Here is a 23,964-nt window from a genome sequence, read left to right as displayed (position 1 = left end):
AGCTCCGGAGTGGGCAGTTCTCCGTCCCGAGGCTACGTTCCACCCGCGCGACCCAACGTCGGCGGACGCGGTGGCTTCCGTGGCGGCGGCGGTCAAAGGCTCTTCAGTGCAGCGGCGCTGGAGCTGCCGGCTTCTGCCGTGTACATCACCAAGGAGAAACCTGAGCCGGGCAGGCTGAGGGTGTGCCGGTCGATTTCCAGCTCGCCCAGTGTGGGGTGGTGCAGGTTTTTTCGCATGCTGGGCACGGGGCGCACAGCGTGGTTGCACCAGCTGCTCGCAAAATCTGGATCGCGGGTTGCGAACTCGTTGATTAGCTCTGCGAGCACGTTATCTGTGGGGTGCCGAACGCTGGCTGCGCGCAATTCAGCGGCTGCCTGCTGAGAGAAATCGGACTCCGAGCCGGGCGCGCCGGTGCAGAGGGTGTCACGGAATCTCGTCGAGATGCGCGTGAGGTTGCGCTCGTCAGGTGTGAGACGAGAGAAGTCCGTAATCAGAGCTGCGGCTGCTGCGTTCCAGGCGACGATGTCCTGCCGGTGGTTGACGATGTAGGCGGGGATGCCGTCAAGTCTGCCGAGCAGCTGTTGGGCATCCTCGGGTACGTGCTCTGGCGTGCCGTCGTTCTCTGCCGGCAGCACCTGTCCGGCCAGGCGGGCCAGATGGTCACGTTCTGCTTCAGTGAGCTGAAGAGCCGTCGCCAGTGCAGACAGTACCTGCGGTGAGGGCCTGGGTGCCCGTGCCTGTTCCAGTCGTTCGTAGTAGCTCACCGACACCTGTGCCAGGGCGGCCACCTCTTCGCGGCGCAGTCCGGGTGTGCGACGGGCGCGCTGGCTTGGTGGAAGCGTCGCTTCGGCCGGCACGTCTTCTGGTCGCAGGTCCTCGCGGCGGCGGCGGAGAAAGTCTGCGAGTTCCTGGCTGCTCACTTCTCCATGCTGTCATAGGAGGGACAGCTAAGCCTCGCACTGTTGGTCCGGGGCTCAGCTGTCCCTTCCGTGCCCACAAATCTGCTGTGCATGGTGGTCTGGCCGGTTTGTTGACTACGAGGAGAAATGGTGTCCAGCACGCCTGAGGAAACTTTTCGCCGCATGATCGACCTGATGCTGGCCAAAGACATGAATGCCGTGGCAGATCTGTGGGCGCCTGACGGGATTGCGGAATTCCCTTTCGCAGCCGGGAGCTCCCCTCGCGTTCTCCACGGACGTGAGGAGGTACGCGCCTACCTCGCTCACTATCCGGAGCTGATGGACATGAAGGAGGTGGCCACGCTTACCGTGCGGCCCACGGATCAAACGGACACCGTCGTGGTTGAGTGGACGGCCACCGGCCGCACCGTGGCCACCTCCCAGCCCTACCGCCTGGACTACATCGTGGTTCTCACGGTCCGCGACGGGCTGATCGCTCTGTTCCGGGATTACTGGAGCCCGCTGTCGGCCGCCGCCGCTGCCGGGGGTCTCGCCGGACTGATCGACTCCCTCGAAAGGAAGGACGCCTGATGTCCGGAGTGCTCGTGACCGGAGGGACCGGCAAGACCGGCAAGACGCTGGTGCAAGTGCTCCGTAACGCTGATGTGCAGGCTCGGGTCGCCAGCCGGAACCCGGCCGCAGCCGATCCTGAGGCGATCCGCTTCGACTGGAACGACCCGACCACATATGGACCTGCGCTCGACGGGACGGACCGGGTCTTCCTGCTTCCGCCGGTGGAGAGTGTGGACCCGCTGCCGCTGGTCGAGCCCTTCCTGCGCCAAGCGCAGCGGGCCGGTATCCGGCGTCTCGTGATGCTCGGCTCCGCCATCGTGCTGCCGAACGCGCCCAGCGCTGTGGAGATGGCCGCTCAGGTTCGGGCTCAGCCCGGAGGTGTCGTACTCCGCGCGTCCGGCTTCATGCAAAATTTCCTGCGCCCGCACCCACTGGCCGAGCACATCCATCGACTCGGTGAGATCCGCACCGCAGCCGGTGACGGCGAACTGGGGTGGGTCGATGCGCGGGACATCGCGGCCAGTGCTGCCGCGCTGCTGGCTGACCTGGAGGTGAACGCTCGAAGCGACTACCTGATCACCGGGCCGCACGGGATGAGCTATCGACAGGCCGCGCAGATCATCACCGCGCAGACCGGCAGGCAAGTTCGGGTGGAGCACATTACGGAGAAGGAACAGGCCGACGCCTACCGTGCCTCAGGAATGCCAACCGAGTTCGCTGACGCCCTTGCCGCCGTCGAGCGCGGAATCAATGAGGGACGCGAAGACCAGATCAGCACTGCGGTGCTCGAACTGACCGGCCGTCCGCCACGCGCCTTTGCCGAATTCGTCTCTGATCACGCGTACGAGTGGACGCAGTAGTGCCTGAACAGTAACGATGTGCGATCGAGTGGGAACCGCTGCTGCAAAGTGCCCGGCGGCCGGCGGGCACTGTCGTCGGCGTGATTCCCGGCTACGGCCTCGCCGCCCTGGTCGGCGGAGACGGTCCAGTCCTCCTGATCCTGCTCCTGCCGTGCATGTTCGGGATCTTCTGTACCCCGTCATGGGCCTATTGGGCCGTGACGCTCCTCATCACCGGCACACTCGGCATGCTGCTCGCGCTGATGGCACCTTCTCGACGCACGTGCTGCTTCTGCGTGTCCAGGAGACCGCACTGGGAGTGACCTGCGGAATCCTCGCCGCCGCCCTCGTCCTTCCCGCCACGGTCCGCCGGGCCGGTGACGAGGAGTTGGTCGGTTTCCTGCGCGTCCTCGACCGCCTCCTTCAGGCCATCGCGTCAGGAAGCACGGACGCGGAAACCCCGGCGAACCGGGTACGCGCGGCACACGACCTCGACCAGTCACCGGAGTCCTTCCGCAAGGCATGCCTGTCTCTCACCCATCCGCTCAACCCGCAGCGCGGCCGACGGCACCACACCCGCCACCTGCTGGAACTCCTTGAGGCCGGCGCGTACCACGCACGGAGCCTGGCCGCCACGGCCGAGCGTCCCCCAGCGGGCCATGCTTCGGAACGCGCCTCCCGCCGCACTGTCGCGGCCGACCGTGCACACGAGACCGTGGCCCACCTGATCCGCGTCACCGGCCATCGACCGGGATTCTCCTCGCACACGGCACGCCCCAGAGTCGTCAGGGCACTGTCCCTGCTCTCGTAGGAGCCGCGCGTAAGCCGCAGCGGGCCGTCGCCGGAGTGTCGCCCGCAGCAGCACATCAGTCGTCTCGACGCGACCCTGACCGCGCTGGTGCGAGCTGCGGACCCGCTCGTCCCGGACCCCGGCCGCACCACCATGGTCCCGCCCGAGAGCGTTGACATCCCGTCGCCGCACGGGCCGGCCCCGGTTGCCGCGGTGCGCTGCGTCGATCTCCAGGACCAATGCAACGCCCAAGTCGTCTGACACCCGCCAGAACGCATCACGGGGTGACCGCAACCCCCTGCATTTTGCTGGTTTGCAGGCATCAAAGCCGTCGGCGTGAAAGGCAGGGACAGCCGCCGCACACGACACGGCCGACAAGCGGGCATACGGATCCGGTTGCCGTCTCGTGAACGCGGCAAGGTGGCCACGCGCTCATCCATGAGGCATCCGGGAACGGAACTGGAAACGGGGAGCCGCCTCGCCTTTCAATTGGCCTGCAGGAGGAAAAGCCCCTGTCCGGAGCCGTACACGCCGGTGCAGTCGCATGACGGATACCGAGCCCGCTGAAGCCGCTAGTACGGTTGGATGAACCCTGCGAACTCCAAGGAAATAACATGGAACAGATCACGCTCGGCAACGTCTCCATCACCCGCGTCTGGGAGTATTACGGGTCCGTCGAAATGGAGCCCCACGCCTTCTTTCCGGAAAGCTCGCAGGAAGTCTGGAAGGACGGTGTCCACTGGCTGGCCCCGTATTTCCTGGACTCCGAGACCAACATCGTGAATTCCGCGATCCAGACCTGGCTGCTGCGCAGCGGAGGCAAGACCATACTCGTCGACACCGGTGTGGGCAATCACAAGGAGCGCCCGTACGCGCCGGTCTGGAGCCACCTGGAGACGGACTTCCTGGCCAACCTCGCCCGGGCAGGTGTCCAGCCCGAGGACGTGGACATCGTGATCAACACGCATCTGCACATCGATCACGTCGGCTGGAACACGTACCTGGACGGGCGGAGTTGGGTTCCCACCTTTCCCAACGCCACCTATCTGATGCCGAAGGACGACTTCGACTTCTGGAACCCGGCGAACGGCCACGAGCCGCTGCCCGGCCGCGGCAACCAGAACGTCTTCGAGGACAGCGTGGCCCCGGTGCACCGGGCCGGCCAGACGCTGCTGTGGGAGAACAGCCATCAAATCGACGCCGACCTGCGCCTGGACGCGGCTCCCGGACACACTCCCGGCTCCTCCGTGCTGACCCTCAGCTCCGGGACGGACCGCGCGGTGTTCGTCGGTGACCTGCTGCACAACCCGGTGCAGATCGTCGAACCGGACGCCAACAGCTGCTTCTGCGAGGACCCCGCGGGCGCCCGCGCCACCCGCCGCAAGGTGCTGGGCTGGGCGGCCGACAACAACGCGCTCCTGATCCCTGCGCACCTGGGCGGTCACGGTGCCGCCGAAATCGCGCGTAACGGCAACACGTTCGACATCAAGGGCTGGGCGCCCTTCGCCCCGTACCCCGAGCAGGGCCGACGCCCCGGAAAGGCATAGCTGTGAGCCACGACCCCGAGCCCGTCGTCACCACCGCCCAGGGAGCCGTCCGCGGTCTCCGTCAGGACAACGGCACCGCCACCTTCCTGAACATCCCCTACGCCGCTCCTCCGATGGGCGCCGGCCGGTTCGCCCCGCCGCAGCCGCACGAGCCCTGGGACGGCGTGCGGGACGCCACCGTGCCCGGCCCCAACGCCCCGCAGTCCGAGCGGAAGCTCGGCAGCATCGACATGGCCCCCTACTTCGGCGCCGGCTGGAGCCGTGGCGAGGACTACCTCACCGTCAACGTCTTCCAGCCCACCACCGCGGACAGCGGCCTGCCCGTGATGGTGTTCGTCCACGGCGGCGGCTTCGTCGCCGGATCGACGCGGTCCGCTCTGTACGACGGTTCCGCCTTCGCCCGCGACGGCGTCGTCCTGGTCACACTCAACTACCGGCTGGGCATCGCCGGGTTCCTCGACATCCCCGGGGCGCCCGCCAACCGCGGCCTGCTCGATGTCGTCGCGGCGCTGCGCTGGGTGCGGGAGAACATCGCCGCCTTCGGCGGTGACCCGGACGACGTCACCCTCTTCGGCCAGTCGGCCGGGGCGACCGTCGTCGGCGGTATCCTCGCCACCCCTGAGGCCGCAGGCCTGTTCCGCCGGGCGATCGTGCAGAGCGGCAGCGGTCTGGGGGCGTTCACCTCCGAGCAGGCCGCCCGTGTCACCAAGGCCGCGGCCGAGGAACTGGGCATCGAGCCGCACACCGACGCCTTCGCGGACATCTCCGACGAGCGCCTGGTGGAGGCCGCCTCCCGGCTCGCGGGCATCGACCTGCAGACCGAGACACACCACGATCCGCTGATCGGCCTCAGCCCCTTCAGCCTGGTGCTCGACACACAGCCTGCCGTCTCCGTCGGCGCCGGCCTGAGCGCTGATGTCGACCTGCTCATCGGGACCAACGCCGAGGAGGGAAACCTCTACCTGGTCCCGGTGGACAAGTACGCCGCCTCGACCGCCGACGATGTCGACGACACGGCGGCGCGCTCGCACCCGAAGCCCGCGCAGCTCGTGGAGACGTACCGCACCACCCGCCCCGAGGCGTCCTTCGGTGAGCTGCGGTCGGCCATCATGGGCGACGCGCTGTTCGGAGCAGGCAGCTGGGCCCTGGTCGGCGCCCACGCCGCCCACCCCCGGTCCGCCACGTTCAGCTACGAGTTCGCCTGGCGCTCCCAGGCCCTGAGCGGAGACCTCGGCGCCACCCACACGATGGAGCTCCCCTTCGTCTTCGACATCGCCGAACTCCCGCAGCTGGCGGGTGAGAGCGCCCTGCTCGGCCCCGACAAGCCCCCCGGGGACCTCGCCACCCGCACGCACGAGGCATGGATCCGCTTCGCCAGGACCGGCAACCCCGGCTGGGGCCAGTACGACACCACACGCCGGACCACGATGCACATCGACGCCGAGTGGACCCAGGTCGACGACCCCCGCAGCCAGGAACGACATGCCTGGGCCTGACCCCGTCGTACGGATCGCTCTGTGCGCCCTTCCGTCAAGGACACACCATGAAAACCGCCGTCACCACCGAGAACGCACCCACTCCGGCAGCCCCGCCGTCCCGGGGCATCCGCAAGGGCCCGATCCTTCAGGTCTCCGGGCAACTCCCGTTCGACCCGGCCCCCGGCGCGGTCGCCGGCACCACGGTCGCCGAGCAGACCACGCAGGCCCTGCGCAACGTCACCGCCGTACTCAAGGCGGCCGGCGCCGGACCGGAGGACGTCATGGGCTCCGCGCTCACCTCACCGACCCCGCCCACCTGCCCGAGCTGAACGAGGCGTACGCGGCGGCCGTCGGCGAACCGTTCCCCGCCCGCACCACCGTCTACATGCAGCTCCCTCCGGGACTGCTCGTGGAGATCGACGCCCTGGCAGTCCTGGACGACTGACTCGGCTACAGGGCAAGGCCGGTCTGGCGCGGTCCCCGGGGCCGCGCCAGACCGGCCTCCATCCCTGAAAGAGGAGGGGGACGCGATGGATGATCGCCTGTCGAGGGCATGCGTCAACCTGAGGGTTGCGCCGGTGAAGCTGCTGGACGCCTTGTGCTCCCTGTCGGGGCGCCCTGCACCGCCCTCCGGTCCTCATCCGGCACGGCGCGTCTACGGGCGCGTACTTCACGCAGCGACCTCGCTGCCGCTGGGCGCGCTGCAACCGGGCGACGTGAGCGCGGCCACCGAGGTGCGCGCCGGCCTCCTGAACGCCCACGTCCCGCCCGCCCCTGTCGGACGCGGTCGCCCGCTGCATCCAGCACACGGTCGACGACCTGGGGCCCGCCGGCCTGTGGACGCTGGCACGCTGTACCGCCACCCACCGGACAGGTCATCCACCCTTGTGAACGCTTCCGCCCTGGCGAACTCGTCCACGTCCCGGACGGCGTGGAGCCCCTGTTGTCGTCGGCCCTGGCCCAAGGCGCGCGGGACCTGGCCGATCGCCGGCTCACCGGCCCCGACCTGTCCCCCTCGGCTCTCGCCCGGGAGCTGAACGTCTCCCCGCGTACCCTCCAACGGGCCTTCGCCAGGGAAGGCCGACCGCTGACAGGCGGCGAGTTTGCGGATTGCGGAACGCAGGACGGCCGGAGTCGGTCCTGGCTGCCCGTGCGGGGCACGGCGTTCGAGCGCGAGGCGGCCCCGCCGACGGGGGAGGAGGGGTGGGGCCCTCGTGGGAGCACCCTGAGTTCTCCGGCACTTGCGACCGCCCACGCCCGGCGGAAACCGGCGGTGCTCCTCGGTGGTGACCATTCCACCTGTTCTGCTACCTCTGGCAGATTCGCGCACATAGCCGGGGTCGTTCGGAAATCCGTCCGGGACGGCCCGTGAGCCGACGCCGGTCGCCCACCGGGGCGCGAGGGATTCCCGCCCCACCGAACGCATCCGGCACAAGGGGTTGACGACTTGTCATGCCCCTTCTAGCTTTCTCCGTGTTCGACGTACGGGACTATGTTCGATATTGCGAACCAAGGTGGATCAAGGGAGGCGGGCGGAGCGCCGGCCCCTCCGGCGAACGGATCACTTGCGGTGCCGACCAGAAGGCGGGCGCCGTCCGGTCACAGAAAGGGCCGCACCATGTCCTCCTCGGTCAACAGACGGCGCCTCCTCCAGCTCGCCGGTGCCACAGCGGTCGTCTCCGCCACCGGTCCCCTGACCGGCGCGTCGCCCGCCCGCGCCGCCGTTCCCCCGGCCCGGGCCGACATCGGGGTGTCCGCCCATCCCTTCGACGCGGGCCAGGTCCGGCTCACCGCGAGCCGGTGGCTGGACAACCAGAACCGCACGGCCAACTACCTCCGGTTCGTCGACACCGACCGGCTGCTGCGCAACTTCCGCGCCAACCACAGGCTGCCGACCGGCGGGGCCGCGGCCAACGGCGGCTGGGACGCGCCCGACTTCCCCTTCCGTACGCATGTCCAGGGCCATTTCCTCACCGCGTGGGCACAGGTGTACGCCGTCACCGGGGACACCACGTGCAGGGACAAGGCCACCTACATGGTCGCGGAACTGGCCCGGTGCCAGGCCAACAACAGTGCCGCGGGATTCAGCGCCGGGTACCTCTCGGGCTACCCGGAGTCGGAGTTCACCGCCCTCGAACAACGGACCCTGACCAACGGCAACGTGCCGTACTACACCATCCACAAGACCCTCGCGGGCCTGTTGGACGTGTGGCGGCTCATCGGGAGCACCCAGGCCCGGGACGTGCTGCTGGCCCTGGCCGGCTGGGTGGACCGGCGTACCGGCCGGCTGACCGAGCAGCAACTGCAGACCATGCTGGGAACCGAGTTCGGCGGCATGAACACCGTCCTGACCGACCTCTACCAGCAGACGAACGACGCACGGTGGCTCACCGCCGCCCGGCGCTTCGACCACGCCGCGGTGTTCGACCCCCTGGCCGCGGGCCAGGACCGGCTCAGCGGACTCCACGCCAACACGCAGGTCCCGAAGTGGATCGGGGCGGTCCGGGAGTACAAGGCCACCGGGACCACCCGCTACCGGGACATCGCCACCAACGCCTGGAACATCTGCGTGGGCGCGCACACCTATGCGATCGGCGGCAACAGCCAGGCGGAGCACTTCCGCGCACCCAACGCCATCGCAGCCCACCTGAAACAGGACACGTGCGAAAGCTGCAACACCTTCAACATGCTCACCCTCACCCGTGAACTGTTCGCGCTCACCCCGGACCGGGCGGCCCTGTTCGACTTCTACGAGCAGGCATGGCTGAACCATATGATCGGCCAGCAGAACCCGGCCGACACCCACGGCCACGTCACCTACTTCACCCCGCTCAACCCCGGAGGCCGGCGTGGAGTGGGCCCGGCGTGGGGCGGGGGCACCTGGAGCACCGACTACGGCACCTTCTGGTGCTGCCAGGGCACCGGTCTGGAGATGCACACCAGGCTGATGGACTCCGTCTACTTCCACAACGGCAGCACCCTGACCGTGAACCTGTTCGTGCCCTCGGTGCTCGACTGGTCGCAGCGCGGGATCACGGTCACGCAGACCACGTCGTTCCCGGCGGGGGACACCACGAACCTCCGGATCACCGGGGCCGCCGCCGGCACCTGGACCCTGCGCATCCGCATTCCCGGCTGGACCAGCGGGGCCACCGTGAGCGTCAACGGCACGGCGCAGGACATCGCCACGACTCCGGGCAGTTACGCGGTCCTCACCCGTACCTGGGCCGCCGGCGACACGGTCACCGTGCGTCTGCCCATGCGGATCGTCATACGGGCGGCGCCCGACAACGCGAACGTCGTCGCGGTCACCTACGGACCCGTGGTCCTGTCCGGCAACTACGGCAACACCTCCCTGACGTCCCTGCCGACGCTGGACACCTCCTCCGTCACGAGGACCGGCGGCGGCCCACTGGCCTTCACCGTCACCGCGGGCGGCTCGACCGTCCCTCTGGGACCGTTCCACGACGCGCACGGACACAACTACACCGTCTACTGGACCACCGGCGGCGTTGCCCGGGTCCGCCTCGTCAACGCGGGCAGCGGCCTCGTGCTGGGGATCCAGGACATGTCCACGGCCGACGGCGGCCGGGCCCTGCAATGGAACGACTCCGGCACCGCCGACCACCTATGGGAGGTGGTCGAGGACGGCTCCGCGGTCCGCTTCCGCAACGCCCACAGCGGCAAGGTGCTCGGCGTGCAGGACATGTCCACGGCGGACAGCGCGCCCGTCCTCCAGTGGTCCGACAACGGCACCGCGGACCACAGATGGACGCTGCTGGACCAGGGGGACGGAACCGTCAAGATCCGCAACGTGCACAGCGGCAAGCTGCTCGCCGTGGCGGGCGGCTCCACCGCCGTCGGCGCGCTCGCGGTCCAGGACTCGGACAACGGCACCCCCGACAACCGGTGGCGCGTGGTACGCGTCTGACCGTCCGGCCGGGCACCTGCGAAGCGAGGCGACCGCTGCCGGCCAGGCCAAACAGCGAACCTGTGGTGCCCCCGCCGGGCGACCGGCCTTCCGGCCCGTTGAGGCGGCCGGCTCACCGAAGCCCGGAGGGAGCGTCCGCCGTCGGCCCCGCTGCGGCGTCCTGGACCACGGAACCCTGGCTTCCGTCGGGGCGTCGGCAGCGTTGCCACGTACCCGCGAGGCTCAGGCGCTACTCGATTTCGGAGACGGGCCGGGCGACCGCTGCACCGCCGTCGGGGTCCAGTGTCGACTTCTTGGCGTCGAGGCAGACCACGGTGGAGCCTCGATCCGGCCCGCGGGGCGGGTATCGACGACCTGCCCTCGCACGGCGTGGTCGAGGTGCCCTGCCTGGTGGACCCGCTGGGTGTCCGGCCCACCCGCGCCGGCTGCCTGCCACCCCAGATGGCGGCGCTCAACCGTACTTACCTCAGCCGTACTCACCTCAGCGCCGACGACCTGGTGGCACGGGCCGCGACCGAGGACGATTCCCGGCACATCGGGCACGCCGCGATGAGCCGGGCCTGCGAGGCCGCCCGGAACCGTGACCGGACATCGGCGCGGCAGCAACCCCGGCTGCCGCCGCGCCGCCGCGTCCTCAGGCGCCGGATCGGTGCTCCACCGATCACCCGGTGCTGTGGCTGGCCCTACCCGAGACCGGGCAGCTACCACCCCTGACCTGCGCACGGAGTTTGCACATCATTGAAGGTGCTGCTCTGGACGAAGGAGAACCGATGCGTAGCAAGACCAGGTCGACGACGCGCCGAAGCGCGGTGCTGCTCACGGCCGCGGGGCTGGTGGGTTCCGTACTGACCACTGGAGCACTGGCGGACCAGCCCGCGAAGGGGGCACTCCAGCGGAGTGTCGACGCGTTGGTGGCGCAGCAGAAGTTCCCGGCGGCCATGGCCTGGGTGCACAAGGACGGCGAGACGACGTCGCTGGTCGCCGGCTCGTCCCGGCTTCATGCCCAGGTTCCTGTCCCTCATGACGGCATGGTCCGGGCGGGGAGCAACACGAAGACGTTCACCGCGGTCGTGGTGCTGCAGTTGGTGGCCGAGGGTGAGGTCGAGCTGGACGCGCCCGTCGAGAGGTACCTGCCCGGACTGGTACGCGGTGAGGGAATCGACGCACGGGCGATAACCGTACGGCACTTGTTGCAGCACACCAGCGGTCTCCCCGATTATGTCGCGCATATCGGGATGGACAAGTTCGAGGACGTCCAGCACAAGTTCTTCCAGCCCCACGACCTGCTCTCCGCGGCGCTGGCCCACCCTGCGGACTTCGCGCCCGGTAGCGAGTGGGCGTACAGCAACACCAACTACCTGTTGGCCGGCTTGCTGATCGAGCGCGTGACCGAGCGCCCGGTACAGGAGCAGATCACCGACCGTGTGATCGAGAAGGCCGGGCTGCGCCACACGTACTGGCCCCAGCCGGGAGACCAGACCATCCGGGGTCCTCACCCGCACGGGTATGCGATCGGCAATGCCGAGGAGGGCAACGTCATCGACGCGACCACGATGGATCCGTCCTGGGGCGGGGCCGCCGGTCAGTTGATCTCGACACCGAGCGACCTCGCGAAGTTCAGCCGTGCCCTCGTCGAGGGCCGGTTGCTGCCGCCCGGCCAGCTCACCGAGATGCGCAGGACGGTCGACGTGCCCGTCATGCCCGGATGGCGGTACGGGCTGGGCATCGTCAGCTTTCCGCTGAGCTGCGGAGGGGTGTACTGGGGGCACGGCGGAGACATCGACGGCTTCGAGACCCGCGGGGGTGCCACCGACGACGGCCGTTCCGTCGGACTCGCCGTGACCGCGCAGCCGGGAACCTTCGGTGACGCGGCCAAGGCGTCGAAGGCAGTCATGTCCGCCGTGGACACCGCCTTCTGCGGTTGAGACCTCACCGGGCAGAGGGACCCGCGCCCGGCAACGGGCGAGTGACGACCAACTGCTCCTCGACCGGCGGCGCGGGAAGCAAGCCCGCGCGGGGTGTCCGGCACCGTCAGCATGCTGCCGGTCACGCACCGGAGCGCGAGCGACCTGCTCGCCGTGCGCGTGGCGCTCGGTCGGCGGGCGACGGCCCGGGAGTCTTCGAGCGCCCAGTGGCGCATGGTGGGAGCGAGTCCCGCGAGGTCGGGGCCGTCCGAGGCGGTGGCGCGGAAGGCGTCGGCCAGGCTGCGGCAGGCGTCCGTGACGGGAAGAGGAGGACCACGAGTGCCAGGACGATCAGGCGCCGCCCGGGGGCGCCGGCCGCCCCGGGCGCGGGGGAGAGGGCGCCGAAGCTGTTCATGGCCTATCTCCCCGAACGGTCGGTGGAAGACGGCGCCGTACTTGACTGCTCGCCCCGGTCGCACCCCTGTGCCGCCCGGGGCGGGGTCTCCAGCTCGGAGAAGCCCGTATACCTACCCCCTTCGCCCGGGATTCGGGTTGCCGGGCCCAGACCGCCGCTGCTTCTCCACGGCTTGTCGGGCCCAGGCCGCCGCTGCTTCTCCACGGCCGCTTCCCCGCTCGGGTTCAGCGCATCACGGCGTGATCCGTTCCGTTCTCGGACTGCTGCGGGAAAGCCCGTCGCGGGGGCGCCGGGGGTGCGTCGGGTGCCGGGGTGGCGGGCGGCGGGGTGTCGGGCGTGGAGGTCATGATGTCGCGCAGGAAGTCCTCGACGCCCTGCGCCGGGTACGGGCCCCGCGCGACCTCGCCGAGGGCGCGGAAGCCCAGGACCACGTTGTGGCCGCCGAAACCGAAGGAGTTGTTCAGCGCGACGACCGGGCCGTCGGGCAGGGCGCGCGGCGACGCGGACAGGAGACCGGGGTCGATGCCGTCCTCCAGGTCGGTGACGTTGATGGTCGGCGGCGCGGTGCGGTGGTGCAGCGCGAACACGGTGGCCACCGTCTCCACACCACCCGCCCCGCCCAGCAGGTGCCCCGTCATGGACTTCGTCGCGGACACGGCGACCTGCTGCAGATGTCGGCCCAGCACCTGCTCCAGCGCCCTGATCTCGGCCAGGTCGCCCTGCGGTGTCGACGTCGCGTGGGCGTTGACGTGGACCACCTCGGACGGCGAGATGCCGCCGCTCACCAGCAACTGCCGGAGCGCGGCGGCGACACCCCGCCCGGTCGGCTCCGGCTGGGCGATGTGGTGGCTGTCGGAGGACAGGCCCTGACCGAGCGCCTCGCAGTACGCCCGCGCACCGCGCCGCTCGGCGTGCTCCACGCTCTCCACCACGACCACGCCGGCGCCTTCGCCGAGGACGAAGCCGTCCCGGCCCTTGTCGTAGGGGCGCGACGCGGTCGCCGGATCGTCGTTGCGCCGCGACATCGCCCTCATGTTCCCGAACGCGGCGAGGTTCAGCGGCACGACGCACGCCTCCGTGCCGCCGGCGACGACGACGTCCGCGCGGCCCGTACGCACCATGTCGATGGCGTGGCCGACGGCCTCCGCGCCCGACGCGCAGGCGCTCACCAAGGTGTGCACACCCGCCTGCGCACCGAGGTCCAGACCGATCTGCGCCGCCGGACTGTTCGGCATCAGCATCGGCACGGTCAGTGGCGACACCCCCCGCGCCCCCCGCTCACGCAGCACGTCATGCTGGTCCAGCAGGGTGGACACGCCGCCGACGCCGGTGCCCATCACCACCGCCAGCCGGTCGGCCCGCACCGCGCCCGGACCCGTCCCGCCGGCCGCGCCCGAGAATCCGGCGTCCGTCCATGCCTCGCGGGCGGCGATCAACGCGAACTGGCTTGCCCGGTCCAGTCGGCGGGCCACATGCCGGGGCAGCACGTCCGAGGGGTCCACCGCGGCCGGCGCCGCGATCCGCACCGGCAGGCCGGTGGCCCACTCGTGCTCCAGGGCGATGACTCCCGACCGTCCCGCGAGCAGTTGCTTCCAGGTCGACTGCGCGTCGCCGGCCAAGGGCGTGGTCGCCCCGGCACCGGTGACGACGACGCGGCGAAGGAGGGGAGGGGACGGCCTCGTGGACATGGGCGACTCCGGGCTCGCTCGGGGGGATGACGGTCGGATGAGGAGGTGCGTGTCGGCGGCACGCGGACGCCCCGGCGCACGGGCCGACGGGTCTGTGGGGACGATGGGCGGACCGGGCTCGCCGCCTGGCTGTCCAACCCGGTGCTCACCCGGTGCTCACCCGGTCCACCCGGAGCAACGGAGCCGCGCCACCGCCGGTTCACCTCCGTGACGTGGCGTAGGACACAAGTCCCCCCGAGACTGCGCTGCCGGAGCTGATCGGCGACGTACTCGCACTGTCCCAGGACGTGTTCTGGGCCGTGGACATCAACCACGGCGGAGCCGCCTTGCTCATCGGTTTGCCGGTAGGTCATGGCCGGCCGATGGTCTGTCTGACCGGACTCGCCGTTCACCAGGCATCGACTGCCTACCGAGGTCAGGGCAAGACCGATGCCTCAGGGCAAGACCGATGCCAAGGACGCGTTCGTCGTCGCCGACCGGGCCCGCATGCGCAAGGACCTCGGTGTGCTCCGGCCAGGCGACGAGATAGCCGTCGACCTCAAGATTCTGGTCAGACGTCGCACCGACCTCGTCAACGACCGCACCCGCCAGATCAACCGGCTTCGGGAGCAGCTCCTGGAGATCTTCCCGGTCCTGGAGCGTTCGCTCAGCCCGACCAACAAGGGGCCGATTCTGCTGCCGACCGGTTACCAGACGCCGGCCGCGATCCGCCGCAGCGGCGTCAGGCGCATCGAGGCCCGGTTTCACGAACACCCGCACGCCGAGGTGATCCGCTGCCTGCCCGGCATGGGCGCCGTGCTCGGGGCCACCTCCGTCGCCGCGACCGGTGGCGGCATGCAGCCCTTCGGCACGGCCGACCGGCTTGCCGCCTTCGCCGACCTGTCACCCGTTCCACGCGACTGCGGACGCGTCAGCGGCAACATGCGTCGATCCCGCCGCTATCACCGCGGCCTCCTGCGGGACTTCTACCTCTCGTCCATGGCCGGCCTGCGGTCGTGTCCCGCGTCGCGGGCGTACTACGAGCGAAAGCGTGCGGAGGGGAAGAGGCACAAACAGGCCGTGCTGTCCCTCGCCCGGCGCAGAACCAACGTCCTGTGGACGGTGATCCGCGACGGAGCGTGCTGTCAGGCTGCACCATCAGTCACGGCGGCTGCCTGACATTTTCATTGGGAAGTCATTTATCCAGTTCGACCTTCGCGTCCGCTGAGCTGAAAGAATGCAGGTCAAGTCCGAGATGCATTCGAGGCGAAATCCAGATGCTCGTTCATCGAGTGCAGCTGCGCGAATTCGTCAGCGAGCATGCTCGTCATGACGAGATCGTGGTAACGGCCGGCGAAGAACACGTGGTCGCGAAGGCGCCCCTCCTCCACGAAGCCGAGCCGACGGTGAAGGGCCAGCGACGCCTCGTTGTGGGCGAAGATCCGCGCTTGGCACTTGTGGTAGCGCCGCTCGGCAAACATGAAGCGCAGCAGCATCACCACTGCTTCCGCGGCATATCCCTTGCCCCGATGATCGGCGCCTGTCGTGACGCCGTACTCGAACCAGCCCGCACGCGGATCAGCGTGGTGCGAGCCGATACTGCCGACTGTCTCCCCCGTATCGAGCGCCTCGACAGCCAACACGAAGCAGTCTGCATCGGACCGGGCGACAGCCTGTCCCTTCGCCCAGGCGCGGAAGTCCTCGGCGGACCGGGGCGGTTGCAGTAGATCTCCCAACCGCTCCTCGTCCACAGCGAAGCGCATGAACGCGGTCCAGTCGTCGGGCTCGATGCCGCGCAGACGTACCCGCTTGCCCGTCCAGAACGATGTCATCCCCTATTCGATCACGTTGCAGTACCCGAGGTCCAAGCCTTTGCCCACCCTCGAACCAACCTGTGACCTGGCACTTCAGCGTCGCTGAATATGCCATAGATGAAACGCGCTCGGTGTCGGATGTTAAATGGCAAGTTCAGCTTGTTCTTTTTCTTCCATGGTTACGTAGGGTTAAAATCTCGGGTGGATGTGGTTCCGCTGGAGTGATTGTCGTGATCAGGCGGTGAGGCCGTATTCCTGCCGGCGAGGTGCTGGTGCTCGCGTTCACTCGCGACCGAGGGGATTTAACTGTGTGCAGAGAACCGGACGCTCCATGAGATCGGCGTGGGGCAGACCGATCCCGAGTTCTTCAGCGAGGCGAAAGAACAGCCCTCGAAGGCCCAGCGGACCGTACTCGTTATTCGCGGGATCTGCTCCAAAAGACTGCAGCACCGGGTCGAACTGCCAGGGGGTCGATCCGGCGCGCCCGTCCGGCGCCAGGCCGAAGAGTGTACTGACGCCGGTCACCAGATGTCCCTGCTCGGCATAACGGATCTCCACCATGGGCTTTTCGTTGGCGTGCAGCACCAGGGCCGCCGTCCCCGCCGAGACGTCACAGACCAACTGCTCGGACTCCATACACCACCGGCTGCTGTGCTCCCAGGCCCAGGCCCACTCGCCGTACCGGCCGGCGCTGACCACGTAGCCCTCGTCATCGAAGACAAGGTCACCGAACTCCTCGTCGAAGTCCTCCTGGCTGCGCACGGCGATGTCATCGCGGTGCGCGCCCATCCGCTCCAAGAGCTCCCGCGCAGTGATATCGCGCGCGAACGTGATGCTCAGCAACGGCAAGTCTGCCCCGTACATCCAGTCCGGGCCCGACATCCGCACCCCTCCGGTATCGCGGTCATCTCTTCCCGGCAGACTAAGGGCTTGCTGTGACGCAAGGCGCAGACGTCGACATGTAGCCGGGCTGATCAACCAACGAGCACAGTCACGGAGATCTCATCTGGGAAGAGCTGCGACCTCACCGATTTACCCCGTGGTCCGAGGCCCTCGAACGTGGCTCGTACTTGAGGCGGGTCCGTGCTGTTCACCGGTCTTGCGGGCGGCCTTCGCGCCATCGTGTGCCGTATCGGTTCAGGTATCTGATCAGCACGAAGGGCGTGGAGATGGGTCTGCTCCTATCCGGGCCCCGGCGGGAGGCGTTCGCGCAAGCGTCACGCTTCAGACGCGAGTTCTATGCGTGTCTGACCGCCCGGCGCGATGAGCTGTTCGAGTTGTGTGACGCGGTGTTGTGCGCGGGCGGTCCGGTGAAGTCGCCTGTCGACCTGACACTGTTGCCCGAACACCGGCGTGGGCACGGCGGGTTGTACGGCGGCTTCGACCTCGGGCGCATCGACACTGAGCGGACTGGCGGGTGACTCCGAGCGCGTCGGCGACCTTCTGCCAGGGCACCTTCCGGTGCCGGGCGCGAGCCACAGCGAACACCCTCAACGCCTCGGTTCGCTCCTCCGGCTCGCGCGGCGCGGCCAAGGCGGCGCGCGGGTGCTCCTGGGCCAGCGCGTGCAGCCGGGCGAACAGGTCGTCCAGTGCGTTGGCTACGTCCACCGGGTACGTCGCCCCGGTCTCTGCCGCGATGTGCTTGTCCCAGTCGGCCTTCACGGCGGCTGCAGCCGCCGCCGGGCTGTCGCCGACAGGACGGGAGGAACCATGCCAGGTGCACTGGCACTCGGCGCGCAACGCGGTCGGCGCCCCGGGGTACAGGCCAAAATCGCGGCGGTCGGGCCTCCCGCCTGTTCCCGTCCGCGTGCCAGGGACGGGAACAGGAGGCGACAGGTTCAGCCAGTCTGAGTCCTGACCTGTTCTGTAAAGGATTGCGCCAGTCCACCGAGCCGGGCGGGATCTCGCTCCAGACCCTTCATGCTCAAGAACCGGAGCAGGTCGAAGAAGAGGTCGTCGCTGCCCACTTTCGCGTCGAGGAGCATCGCGAGGGAGCCGGGCTGGTCGTGTGGCACCTTGCGGACTGTCTTGTTGCCTTCGGTGGTCTGCTTGGCTGTTGGGCGCTGGTCGTCCTCGCGGATGATCCGTCCAATCCGTACGTCGGTCACGCCGAACTGGCGGGTGGCACGGGTCTTCCCTCCTGCGCTCACTGCCGACGAGGTCCCGCGCCGGGCTGGCGTACGCCCGCTGCCACAGCGCACCCTCCATACCGAGCGCCCGCCGCTTGGCCTCGATCCCCGAGGCGGCCCGGTCCGGCTCCTCTGGCAGGGACAGTCGCAAGATGGCCGTGCACTCGTCCAGCGCTTCCTGGTCCGTGTCGACGTCGCCGTTGCCCTCGGCGTACCACTCCGGGTTGTCCATGCGGTCCTGGATCAGGTGGGGCTGGTCCGAGGCCATCTCGGCGGCGGCCCCAGGGGAGAGGTGGAGGATGGTCCAGCCGTCCTCGTCGGCGACACTGTTGTCGTAGGCCCACCAGACGGTTCGGGTGTTGGGGCCCAGGACGATGTGGTGCAGGTCGGGGTCGTTGAGGGTCGTCAGAGCGCTGAGCAGGTATGTCAGCCTTCGGAAGTTGCCTCATTCCTGCCTGGCGCGGGCGGCGGCAGGCAAAGAGACTCCAGACGCGCTACCGCACCATGCCGCCTCCCAGGTTCACACAAGCCCGTCCCGGGTTCACGCAAGGAGGACCATGCGAGTCTGTTTACGTCGCCTTCTGACCACTGCGGCTGTGACTGCGGCTGCGGCCGGCACTCTCGGAACCACTACCCCGGAAGTCCACGCCGCGACCGACATCACCTGCGACAAGATCAGAACGCAGGTTCTGAACAGGCCGCCCACCCCTCCTGCTTCTTTTCTCGGCTCGGTGGAGAACTGCACGCCCTTCATCGACGACGGCGGCCCTTACGTGTTTCACGTCCGCGTCCTGATCGTTGACCCTATTTCTGTCCCTCCTTCGGGAGGTATGTTCCCCAGGTATTACTACGATCAGACAATCACTTGCGCCGAGGCTTGGCTGTCCGACACCGCGGTGCAGATGCGCGGGTGCACCTACGCCTGATCCGGTTTCACCCCCTCTGCGGGACGAAGTCCGGGGAGCCCGCGGACGAGGGCACGGGGCCGGACGTGCGAACGCCCTCGCCGGTCGGCACGACACCGTCGGCGAACTCCATGCTGCTCTCGATGAGGGCCCGGATGGTGTCGGAGTCGGCGTGCAGGAGGACATGGCGTACCCCGGTGCCGGCCTTTGCGGAGGGCGCCGAAGACGTCGTAGGTGTAGGCACGGCGCAGCAGCGTCCTCGGGACCGGGACCGGCCCGCCCCGGGTGCAGTGGTCCAGCTCGGCGCAGACGCCCGCGACCGGGGTGCGCCACATCGGGTAGACCTGGAGGTCCGGCTGCTGACCGGGGTCCTCGGTCGGGTTGGCCCAGGAGGCGTTGGTCGGGGTGAAGCGCAGGGCGGCCGGTCCATCTGCAGAACCATCCGCCGCCGCAGTCCGCCCCCCTCATCCCAGGTGTCCCCCTTGCGCTGCCCTCTCCGCAAAGGAGCTGCCGTCGACCCACGGCGTTCCACCACCGACCGCACCGACGGCGTGCCCTGCACGCTGTGCCGGCAGCCCAGCGGACCGCATCCACCTTCCGGATGCCGTTGGTGCGGCCTCCCGCGGCCGGCGGCCGCCTGTCTGCAAGGCAGTCGGCTGACCGGGTACGACGCGTGCAACCGCTAGTGGGACGGCGCCCTGTCCGCCACTCCCGTCCAGCTGTTTCCCGGGGTGCTCTCCGGCCTGCTGGCCCTGCGCGCTCAGGGCGTGGCCACCGGCGTGGTCACGCTCCAGGACCCCGGCCGTCTGCGGTGGCTGCTGCCGTAGGCCCTGTCCGAGCTGCTGGAGGTCGTCGTCACCCGGCAGGACGCTCCACCCAAACCGGCTCCCGACGGACTGCACCTCGCCCTGAACCAGCTGAGCGTCGGCCCGCAGCACGCGGTACTCGTCGGTGACAGCCCCGCCGACATGACCGGGGCCCGCGCCGCCGGGGTCCTCGCCCTCGGAGCGGGTTGTGTGGCTGTGGCTGAGGCCGACGTGATCGGTGTTGTCCGAGGTACCGCTTCGTAGGCGATGCCGGTGCTGCGCGACCGCGTCCGCCCTGTGCGGGTCGATGACCACTGCCGCAGTGGTGTGCGGCCGGTGTGCCCGAGGAGAACGACGGCACCTCCGCCCGCACCCGGCGGCGACCCGCTGTACGGAGGATCCGGTGCGCGGGGGCGGCCGAGAGCGGGGTGGACACCGGCAAACGCCGTTTTTCGGTGATATGCGCCGACCCGAAAGTCACTGTTCGACGCGTTCATGCCACGCGAGAATGATGTCCGCACGGCCATGATCGCCGATCATCATCACTGGGAGACCTCATGAGTGCTGCACGGAACATCCTGATGGCCCTTGCCGCGGCCGGTGCCGCTGTCACCCTGACCGCGGCACCCGCGTCAGCCGCCCCGGGTGACACTCTGAGCATCTGTCACAGCCAGCTCACGCCGAGCGGCTGGGCCGACGTCTCGTGGTCGAGCAGTTCCCAGTGCGGCGGCTTCGAGCCCAACCGCAAGCAGATCAAGCAGCTGGACGGCTACCCGATCGGCACCGAGGTCGCGATCTGCGCCTCGACGTTCCAGCCGGCGGGTTGGATCCAGATCCGCGAGTACTACAGCCAGAGCTGCCGCTACTCCTCGGTGCCCAGCCTGAACAACAACGCCTGGACCGTCAGACGGGTCTCTTGAGCCCGGTCCGGTGCCGGGGCGGCAACAGGTCCGCCACAACGCCGCCCCGGCACCGGCGCCGACGTCACGCCCGCTGCCACGGGAACGACTCGCCGAAGCCGCGGCCGTATCCGGCGGCCGAGCACACCGTGGGCAGCCCGGCGTCGGCGAGCATGTCGGGCCGCGGGTCCTCGGCGTGCACGGACATCAGCAGCACCCCGTCGATCCGGCCGCCGCGCGCGTACTCGACGAACCTGGTCCGCTCGGCGTCCGAGCGGACCAGGGTGAGCAGCAGCTGTACCGAGGTGTCCGCCAGCGCGTCGCCGACCGTGCGCACCACCTCCGAGAAGAACGGCTCCCCGAACTTGCGCCAGTCCTTCTCGGTGATCGCCAGCGCCACGGCGTCCGCGCGCCGCCCCGCCGGTGAACGGGCCGCCAGGTCGGGCACGTAGCCCAGCTCGGCGATGGCCTGCTGCACCGCACGCCGGGTCGACTCCTTGACACCGGTCGCGTTGTTGATGACGCGGGAGACCGTGCCCCGCCCCACCCCGGCAAGCGCGGCCACTTCCTCCAGCGTCGGCGTGGTGCCAGGGCGCCGCTTCACCATATTCACCCCACCCCCAGGGCACCCGATCTCACGGTCCCGGGCGGGCGCCTGACCGGCGGACCGGCGGATCGGCGTCGGTCGGCGGCCCGTTCGCCTGTCGTACGTCTGGCGCGGTTCCACCCTGCGCACCCCGTGTCCCGTTCTCCTTGACCGCTCGGCCCAGGCCACGACGGTGCGGGAGGCGGTGAGGGCGGCACGGTCAGGGCGGGGGTCAGCGGCGCAGGGTGAGGGGCAGCGCCTCCAAGCCGCGCAGCATCATCGTGTTGCGCCAGCGCAGGTCGCGCTCCTGGCAGGCCAGGGTCGTTCCGGGGAAGCGGGTGAGGAGCGCGGTGAGCGCGATCTCGGTCTCCAGCTTGCCGAGCAGGGCCCCGAGGCAGCGGTGGATGCCACCGCCGAAGGCGAGATGGCCGGCGTCCCGGCGGTCGAGGATGAGGCGGTCGGGGTCCTGGAAGCGCGCCGGGTCGCGGTTGGCCGCGCCGAGGGACAGCAGCACGAGCTCGTCCTGCGGGATCTCCACCCCGCCGACGTCCACCGGCTCGGTGGTGAAGCGGGTGGTGGCCATACAGATGGGGGAGTCGTAGCGCAGGAACTCCTCGACGGCCCCGGGCATCCGGGTGAGATCGGCGCGCAGCCAGGCTAGGCCGTTCAGATGCTCCCGCCGGAGTCGGTGACCAGGGCGGGAATGTCATCACCGACGCAGAACTCGGCCTCAGGGGTACCCGAAGGGGAGAACAGCACCGTATTGGGCTTCCACAGATCCTCGGCCGCACTTCGGGAGGTGCGGCTGCTCACCAGCAAGAACCTGCGATCCGGCAGCAGGGCCAGATGGGAGGGCCACATCTGGATGTCCTTCACCGCGATGCGCTGTTCCTCGTGGCCCTTGATGATGACCAACTCAGCGGTGAACGGCAGGTCCGGCCTCAACCCGAGCCACCCCCTGGGGTAGCGGCTGCGGCGAAGGAAGCGCCGGTGAACCAGCAGGACCGTAAGCTCACCGACAGGCCCCACACTCCACCACAAGGCCCGGCGTCCGCGCAGGAAGTCGGCGGCAGGCAGCCGTCTCCGGGACTCCGGGAGTCGAGCCGCCCGAAGATCGCCACCTTACCGGCCCCCACACGGCGCCCGGGAAAGATCGAGCCCATGGGCGGGCGCCCGCCCATGGGCTGATTCCGTGCGGCCGGGCGCCGGGCGCCGGGCGCCGGGTGGGGGAGGGCTGGGCCGGTAGGCGGCGTGGACGTCTGCGAGGGCCCGCTGCCAGGCCATCTGGGCGGCCGGACCCTCGCCCGTGCCGGCCAGCTGCCGGAAGTGCGGGTGCGGCACCCCGCCGGTGGTGATCAGGGCGGTCAGCTGCCGCACGCACCGGGAGCGGGCCGACGTGCTGCTGGCCTGCGACCTCTTCGAGACCCGCACACTGACCGGGGCGCGCCTTGTACGTCTTCGCCGTCATCGAGCACTCCAGCCGGCGCGTCCGGATCCTGGGCGCAACCGCGCAACCGCGCAACCGCGCAACCGCGCACCCGACCGCACAGTGGATCGTGCAGCTCGGCCGCAACCTCGCCATGGACCTGGAGGACGCGGGCAGCAGGGCCAGGTTCCTGATCCGGGACCGAGACGCGAAGTTCACAGCCGCCTTCGACGCCCTGCTGGCCGACGCCGGCCTGAAGGCCGTAACCGGCAGAACGCCGCCGTCGGCGCCTACCTGCACTGGCGCAACGCCCGTGCCGAACCGAAAACCAACTTTGCGCCCGACTCACCCGTCCGTCAGTGGACCGAATACCCCGCCAGGGCCCCCTGATACAGCTCTACGATCTTCGTATGAGCGATGGGAGCCTGGCAGGCGAAGAGCTGCTGACCGCCCGACTGTCACTGCGGCGTCCGACCGAAGCCGACATCGATGCGATCTTTGCGATCCACAGTGACCCCGCAACCTGTCTGCACAATTCCTCCGACGCCCTCGCCCGGCCCGAAGAAGCCAGGGAGCTCTATCAGCGCTGGAACAAGCAGTGGCAGAGCTGCGGATACGGGTACTGGGTTGTCCGACGCCATGACTCTGCACTGCAACTGGGGTTCTGCGGGGTCAAGCCCATGGAACTGAATGGGATGAAGGTTCTCAACCTCTTCTACCGTTTCGCCACCTCGGCATGGGGCCAGGGCTTCGCCGGCGAGGCCGCGATCGCAGTCACCAGCTGNAGGGCTTCGCCGGCGAGGCCGCGATCGCAGTCACCAGCTGGGCGTCTCGGCACGTTCCCGACCTCCCGCTGATTGCCCGAGTCCGGCCGGCCAACGCTGCCTCCCAGCGCGTGGCGGTACGTGCCGGCCTGACCCGGGCAGAACACCTCGACGGCGCTGGATACGACGGCTTCGATTGGATCTACGCAGCGAAGCTGCCGAACTGAGCACACTCCGAGCACGTGAACCCTCCTGGAGGTCGTCCAACGTTCCGAGCCGAGTCGCTACTGAGGTTTTCGTTAGTTCTGTGGTGTTTGGGGGCTTATTGTCGGTCCGGTGTGGGTGAGGAAGGAGTACGGGAGTTGCTCGCTGGAGCAGACCCGGCGGACGCCGCGTTCGGCGGCGTCGGCGACATCGGCGAGGTGGTCGCCGGCGAGGTTGGCCAACTCGCGGGTCTTGATGGCCGACCACAGTCCTTCCACCGGGTTGGGTTCGGGTGCATAGGCCGGCAGCCGCTCCAGGGTGGCCAGTCCTGCCTGGCCACCCAGGCCCGCATGCCCCGGCTCCAGTGGGCCGACAGCCCGTCCCACAC

General features: G+C 69.2%; 20 protein-coding genes and 7 pseudogenes. 17 read left to right on the top strand and 10 right to left on the bottom strand.

Annotated features, from left to right (window positions below; genetic code table 11):
• Positions 1-92: 92 nt before the first annotated feature.
• Positions 93-920 (bottom strand): helix-turn-helix transcriptional regulator, encoded by an 828-nt coding sequence (locus KM933_RS20675; RefSeq protein WP_221354306.1) that lies wholly within the window; start codon positions 918-920, stop codon positions 93-95.
• Between the two features lie 126 nt (positions 921-1,046).
• On the opposite strand from KM933_RS20675, the gene KM933_RS20670 reads away from it, so the two are divergent.
• The 9 genes and pseudogenes from KM933_RS20670 (at position 1,047) to KM933_RS20630 (ending at position 11,982) form a co-directional block, all read left to right on the top strand.
• Entirely contained in the window at positions 1,047-1,490 is a 444-nt protein-coding gene (locus KM933_RS20670) for a nuclear transport factor 2 family protein (RefSeq protein ID WP_221354304.1), read from the top strand.
• Entirely contained in the window at positions 1,490-2,332 is an 843-nt protein-coding gene (locus KM933_RS20665; protein WP_221354302.1) for an NAD(P)H-binding protein, read from the top strand. The genes KM933_RS20670 and KM933_RS20665 overlap by 1 nt, the downstream gene beginning before the upstream one ends.
• A 262-nt stretch (positions 2,333-2,594) precedes the next feature.
• Positions 2,595-3,122 carry an FUSC family protein gene (locus KM933_RS39475; RefSeq protein ID WP_260333875.1) on the top strand — a complete coding sequence of 176 codons (528 nt, stop codon included), beginning with the start codon at positions 2,595-2,597 and terminating at the stop codon, positions 3,120-3,122.
• Positions 3,123-3,715: 593 nt separating this feature from the next.
• Entirely contained in the window at positions 3,716-4,648 is a 933-nt protein-coding gene (locus KM933_RS20655; RefSeq protein ID WP_221354300.1) for an MBL fold metallo-hydrolase, read from the top strand.
• A 2-nt stretch (positions 4,649-4,650) separates the two neighbouring features.
• Positions 4,651-6,144, top strand: coding sequence for a carboxylesterase/lipase family protein (locus KM933_RS20650; protein WP_221354298.1), 1,494 nt, complete (start codon positions 4,651-4,653; stop codon positions 6,142-6,144).
• A 47-nt stretch (positions 6,145-6,191) separates the two neighbouring features.
• Positions 6,192-6,571, top strand: a pseudogene (locus tag KM933_RS20645) (RidA family protein).
• A 1,173-nt stretch (positions 6,572-7,744) separates the two neighbouring features.
• Positions 7,745-10,057: a beta-L-arabinofuranosidase domain-containing protein gene (locus KM933_RS20640; protein ID WP_221354296.1), complete on the top strand. Its 2,313-nt coding sequence runs from the start codon at positions 7,745-7,747 to the stop codon at positions 10,055-10,057.
• A 345-nt stretch (positions 10,058-10,402) separates the two neighbouring features.
• A pseudogene (locus KM933_RS39470) lies at positions 10,403-10,630 on the top strand (family 4 glycosyl hydrolase); the annotation flags it as partial.
• 197 nt (positions 10,631-10,827) lie between these two features.
• Positions 10,828-11,982: a serine hydrolase domain-containing protein gene (locus tag KM933_RS20630; RefSeq protein WP_221354294.1), complete on the top strand. Its 1,155-nt coding sequence runs from the start codon at positions 10,828-10,830 to the stop codon at positions 11,980-11,982.
• An 801-nt stretch (positions 11,983-12,783) separates the two neighbouring features.
• On the opposite strand, the pseudogene KM933_RS20625 reads toward KM933_RS20630, so the two are convergent.
• A pseudogene (locus KM933_RS20625) lies at positions 12,784-14,064 on the bottom strand (beta-ketoacyl-[acyl-carrier-protein] synthase family protein); the annotation flags it as partial.
• A 236-nt stretch (positions 14,065-14,300) separates the two neighbouring features.
• Between KM933_RS20625 and KM933_RS20620 the strand changes: the two are divergent.
• Positions 14,301-15,222: pseudogene (locus KM933_RS20620) on the top strand (IS110 family transposase); the annotation flags it as partial.
• Between the two features lie 65 nt (positions 15,223-15,287).
• Here KM933_RS20620 and KM933_RS20615 read toward each other — a convergent pair.
• Both KM933_RS20615 and KM933_RS20610 read right to left on the bottom strand, forming a co-directional pair.
• On the bottom strand, positions 15,288-15,875 hold the full coding sequence (locus KM933_RS20615) for a GNAT family N-acetyltransferase (RefSeq protein ID WP_221354290.1): 588 nt from the start codon (positions 15,873-15,875) through the stop codon (positions 15,288-15,290).
• 264 nt (positions 15,876-16,139) lie between these two features.
• Positions 16,140-16,739 (bottom strand): DUF6461 domain-containing protein, encoded by a 600-nt coding sequence (locus KM933_RS20610; protein WP_221354288.1) that lies wholly within the window; start codon positions 16,737-16,739, stop codon positions 16,140-16,142.
• A gap of 287 nt (positions 16,740-17,026) precedes the next feature.
• On the opposite strand from KM933_RS20610, the pseudogene KM933_RS39460 reads away from it, so the two are divergent.
• Positions 17,027-17,266 (top strand): annotated as a pseudogene (locus KM933_RS39460) (transposase); the annotation flags it as partial.
• Between the two features lie 429 nt (positions 17,267-17,695).
• Here the strand turns inward: KM933_RS39460 and KM933_RS20605 are convergent.
• Positions 17,696-18,007 (bottom strand): hypothetical protein, encoded by a 312-nt coding sequence (locus tag KM933_RS20605; RefSeq protein WP_221354286.1) that lies wholly within the window; start codon positions 18,005-18,007, stop codon positions 17,696-17,698.
• A gap of 575 nt (positions 18,008-18,582) precedes the next feature.
• Between KM933_RS20605 and KM933_RS20600 the strand changes: the two genes are divergently transcribed.
• On the top strand, positions 18,583-18,912 hold the full coding sequence (locus KM933_RS20600; RefSeq protein WP_221354284.1) for a hypothetical protein: 330 nt from the start codon (positions 18,583-18,585) through the stop codon (positions 18,910-18,912).
• Positions 18,913-18,919: 7 nt separating this feature from the next.
• Here the strand turns inward: KM933_RS20600 and KM933_RS20595 are convergent, their stop codons facing one another.
• A complete protein-coding gene (locus tag KM933_RS20595) occupies positions 18,920-19,135 on the bottom strand; it encodes a hypothetical protein (protein WP_221354283.1) in 216 nt (71 codons plus the stop codon).
• A 586-nt stretch (positions 19,136-19,721) separates the two neighbouring features.
• Here KM933_RS20595 and KM933_RS40620 point away from each other — a divergent pair.
• Positions 19,722-19,961, top strand: coding sequence for an HAD family hydrolase (locus tag KM933_RS40620; protein ID WP_221354408.1), 240 nt, complete (start codon positions 19,722-19,724; stop codon positions 19,959-19,961).
• A 293-nt stretch (positions 19,962-20,254) separates the two neighbouring features.
• The gene (locus KM933_RS20585) at positions 20,255-20,617 is read left to right on the top strand and encodes a hypothetical protein (RefSeq protein ID WP_221354280.1); all 363 of its coding nucleotides are present in this window, start codon (positions 20,255-20,257) and stop codon (positions 20,615-20,617) included.
• Between the two features lie 88 nt (positions 20,618-20,705).
• Here KM933_RS20585 and KM933_RS20580 read toward each other — a convergent pair.
• The 3 genes and pseudogenes from KM933_RS20580 to KM933_RS20570 all read right to left on the bottom strand — a co-directional run.
• A pseudogene (locus KM933_RS20580) lies at positions 20,706-21,203 on the bottom strand (LacI family DNA-binding transcriptional regulator); the annotation flags it as partial.
• A gap of 211 nt (positions 21,204-21,414) precedes the next feature.
• On the bottom strand, positions 21,415-21,813 hold the full coding sequence (locus KM933_RS20575) for a cytochrome P450 (protein ID WP_221354278.1): 399 nt from the start codon (positions 21,811-21,813) through the stop codon (positions 21,415-21,417).
• A gap of 35 nt (positions 21,814-21,848) precedes the next feature.
• Positions 21,849-22,127, bottom strand: a complete 279-nt coding sequence (locus tag KM933_RS20570) for a hypothetical protein (RefSeq protein WP_221354276.1) — start codon at positions 22,125-22,127, stop codon at positions 21,849-21,851.
• Positions 22,128-22,563: 436 nt separating this feature from the next.
• Here KM933_RS20570 and KM933_RS39455 point away from each other — a divergent pair.
• The 3 genes and pseudogenes from KM933_RS39455 to KM933_RS40490 form a co-directional block, all read left to right on the top strand.
• A pseudogene (locus tag KM933_RS39455) lies at positions 22,564-22,876 on the top strand (integrase); the annotation flags it as partial.
• A gap of 142 nt (positions 22,877-23,018) precedes the next feature.
• Complete coding sequence (locus tag KM933_RS20565; RefSeq protein WP_260333888.1) at positions 23,019-23,465, top strand: GNAT family N-acetyltransferase; 447 nt, start codon at positions 23,019-23,021, stop codon at positions 23,463-23,465.
• Entirely contained in the window at positions 23,390-23,599 is a 210-nt protein-coding gene (locus tag KM933_RS40490) for a GNAT family N-acetyltransferase (protein WP_347355172.1), read from the top strand. Before KM933_RS20565 ends, KM933_RS40490 begins: the two co-directional genes overlap by 76 nt.
• A 72-nt stretch (positions 23,600-23,671) precedes the next feature.
• Here the strand turns inward: KM933_RS40490 and KM933_RS40305 are convergent, their stop codons facing one another.
• The gene (locus tag KM933_RS40305; protein ID WP_308013487.1) at positions 23,672-23,962 is read right to left on the bottom strand and encodes a transposase; all 291 of its coding nucleotides are present in this window, start codon (positions 23,960-23,962) and stop codon (positions 23,672-23,674) included.
• Positions 23,963-23,964 lie beyond the last annotated feature (2 nt).

It is taken from the genome of Streptomyces beigongshangae, from assembly GCF_019710745.1.
Classification (GTDB): Bacteria; Actinomycetota; Actinomycetes; order Streptomycetales; family Streptomycetaceae; genus Streptomyces; species Streptomyces beigongshangae.
The sequence above is the reverse complement of the archived record's forward strand: the minus strand, read 5'-3'. Positions and strand labels throughout refer to the sequence as shown.

Excerpts from the sequence above, each read along its gene's own strand:
- KM933_RS20670 (WP_221354304.1), top strand. The coding sequence starts at position 1,047 with ATGGTGTCCAGCACGCCTGAGGAAACTTTTCGCCGCATGATCGACCTG.
- KM933_RS20665 (WP_221354302.1), top strand. The coding sequence starts at position 1,490 with ATGTCCGGAGTGCTCGTGACCGGAGGGACCGGCAAGACCGGCAAGACG.
- KM933_RS20655 (WP_221354300.1), top strand. The coding sequence starts at position 3,716 with ATGGAACAGATCACGCTCGGCAACGTCTCCATCACCCGCGTCTGGGAG.
- KM933_RS20640 (WP_221354296.1), top strand. The coding sequence starts at position 7,745 with ATGTCCTCCTCGGTCAACAGACGGCGCCTCCTCCAGCTCGCCGGTGCC.
- KM933_RS20630 (WP_221354294.1), top strand. The coding sequence starts at position 10,828 with ATGCGTAGCAAGACCAGGTCGACGACGCGCCGAAGCGCGGTGCTGCTC.
- KM933_RS20615 (WP_221354290.1), bottom strand. The coding sequence starts at position 15,875 with ATGACATCGTTCTGGACGGGCAAGCGGGTACGTCTGCGCGGCATCGAG.
- KM933_RS20610 (WP_221354288.1), bottom strand. The coding sequence starts at position 16,739 with ATGTCGGGCCCGGACTGGATGTACGGGGCAGACTTGCCGTTGCTGAGC.
- KM933_RS20585 (WP_221354280.1), top strand. The coding sequence starts at position 20,255 with ATGAGTGCTGCACGGAACATCCTGATGGCCCTTGCCGCGGCCGGTGCC.
- KM933_RS20575 (WP_221354278.1), bottom strand. The coding sequence starts at position 21,813 with ATGCCCGGGGCCGTCGAGGAGTTCCTGCGCTACGACTCCCCCATCTGT.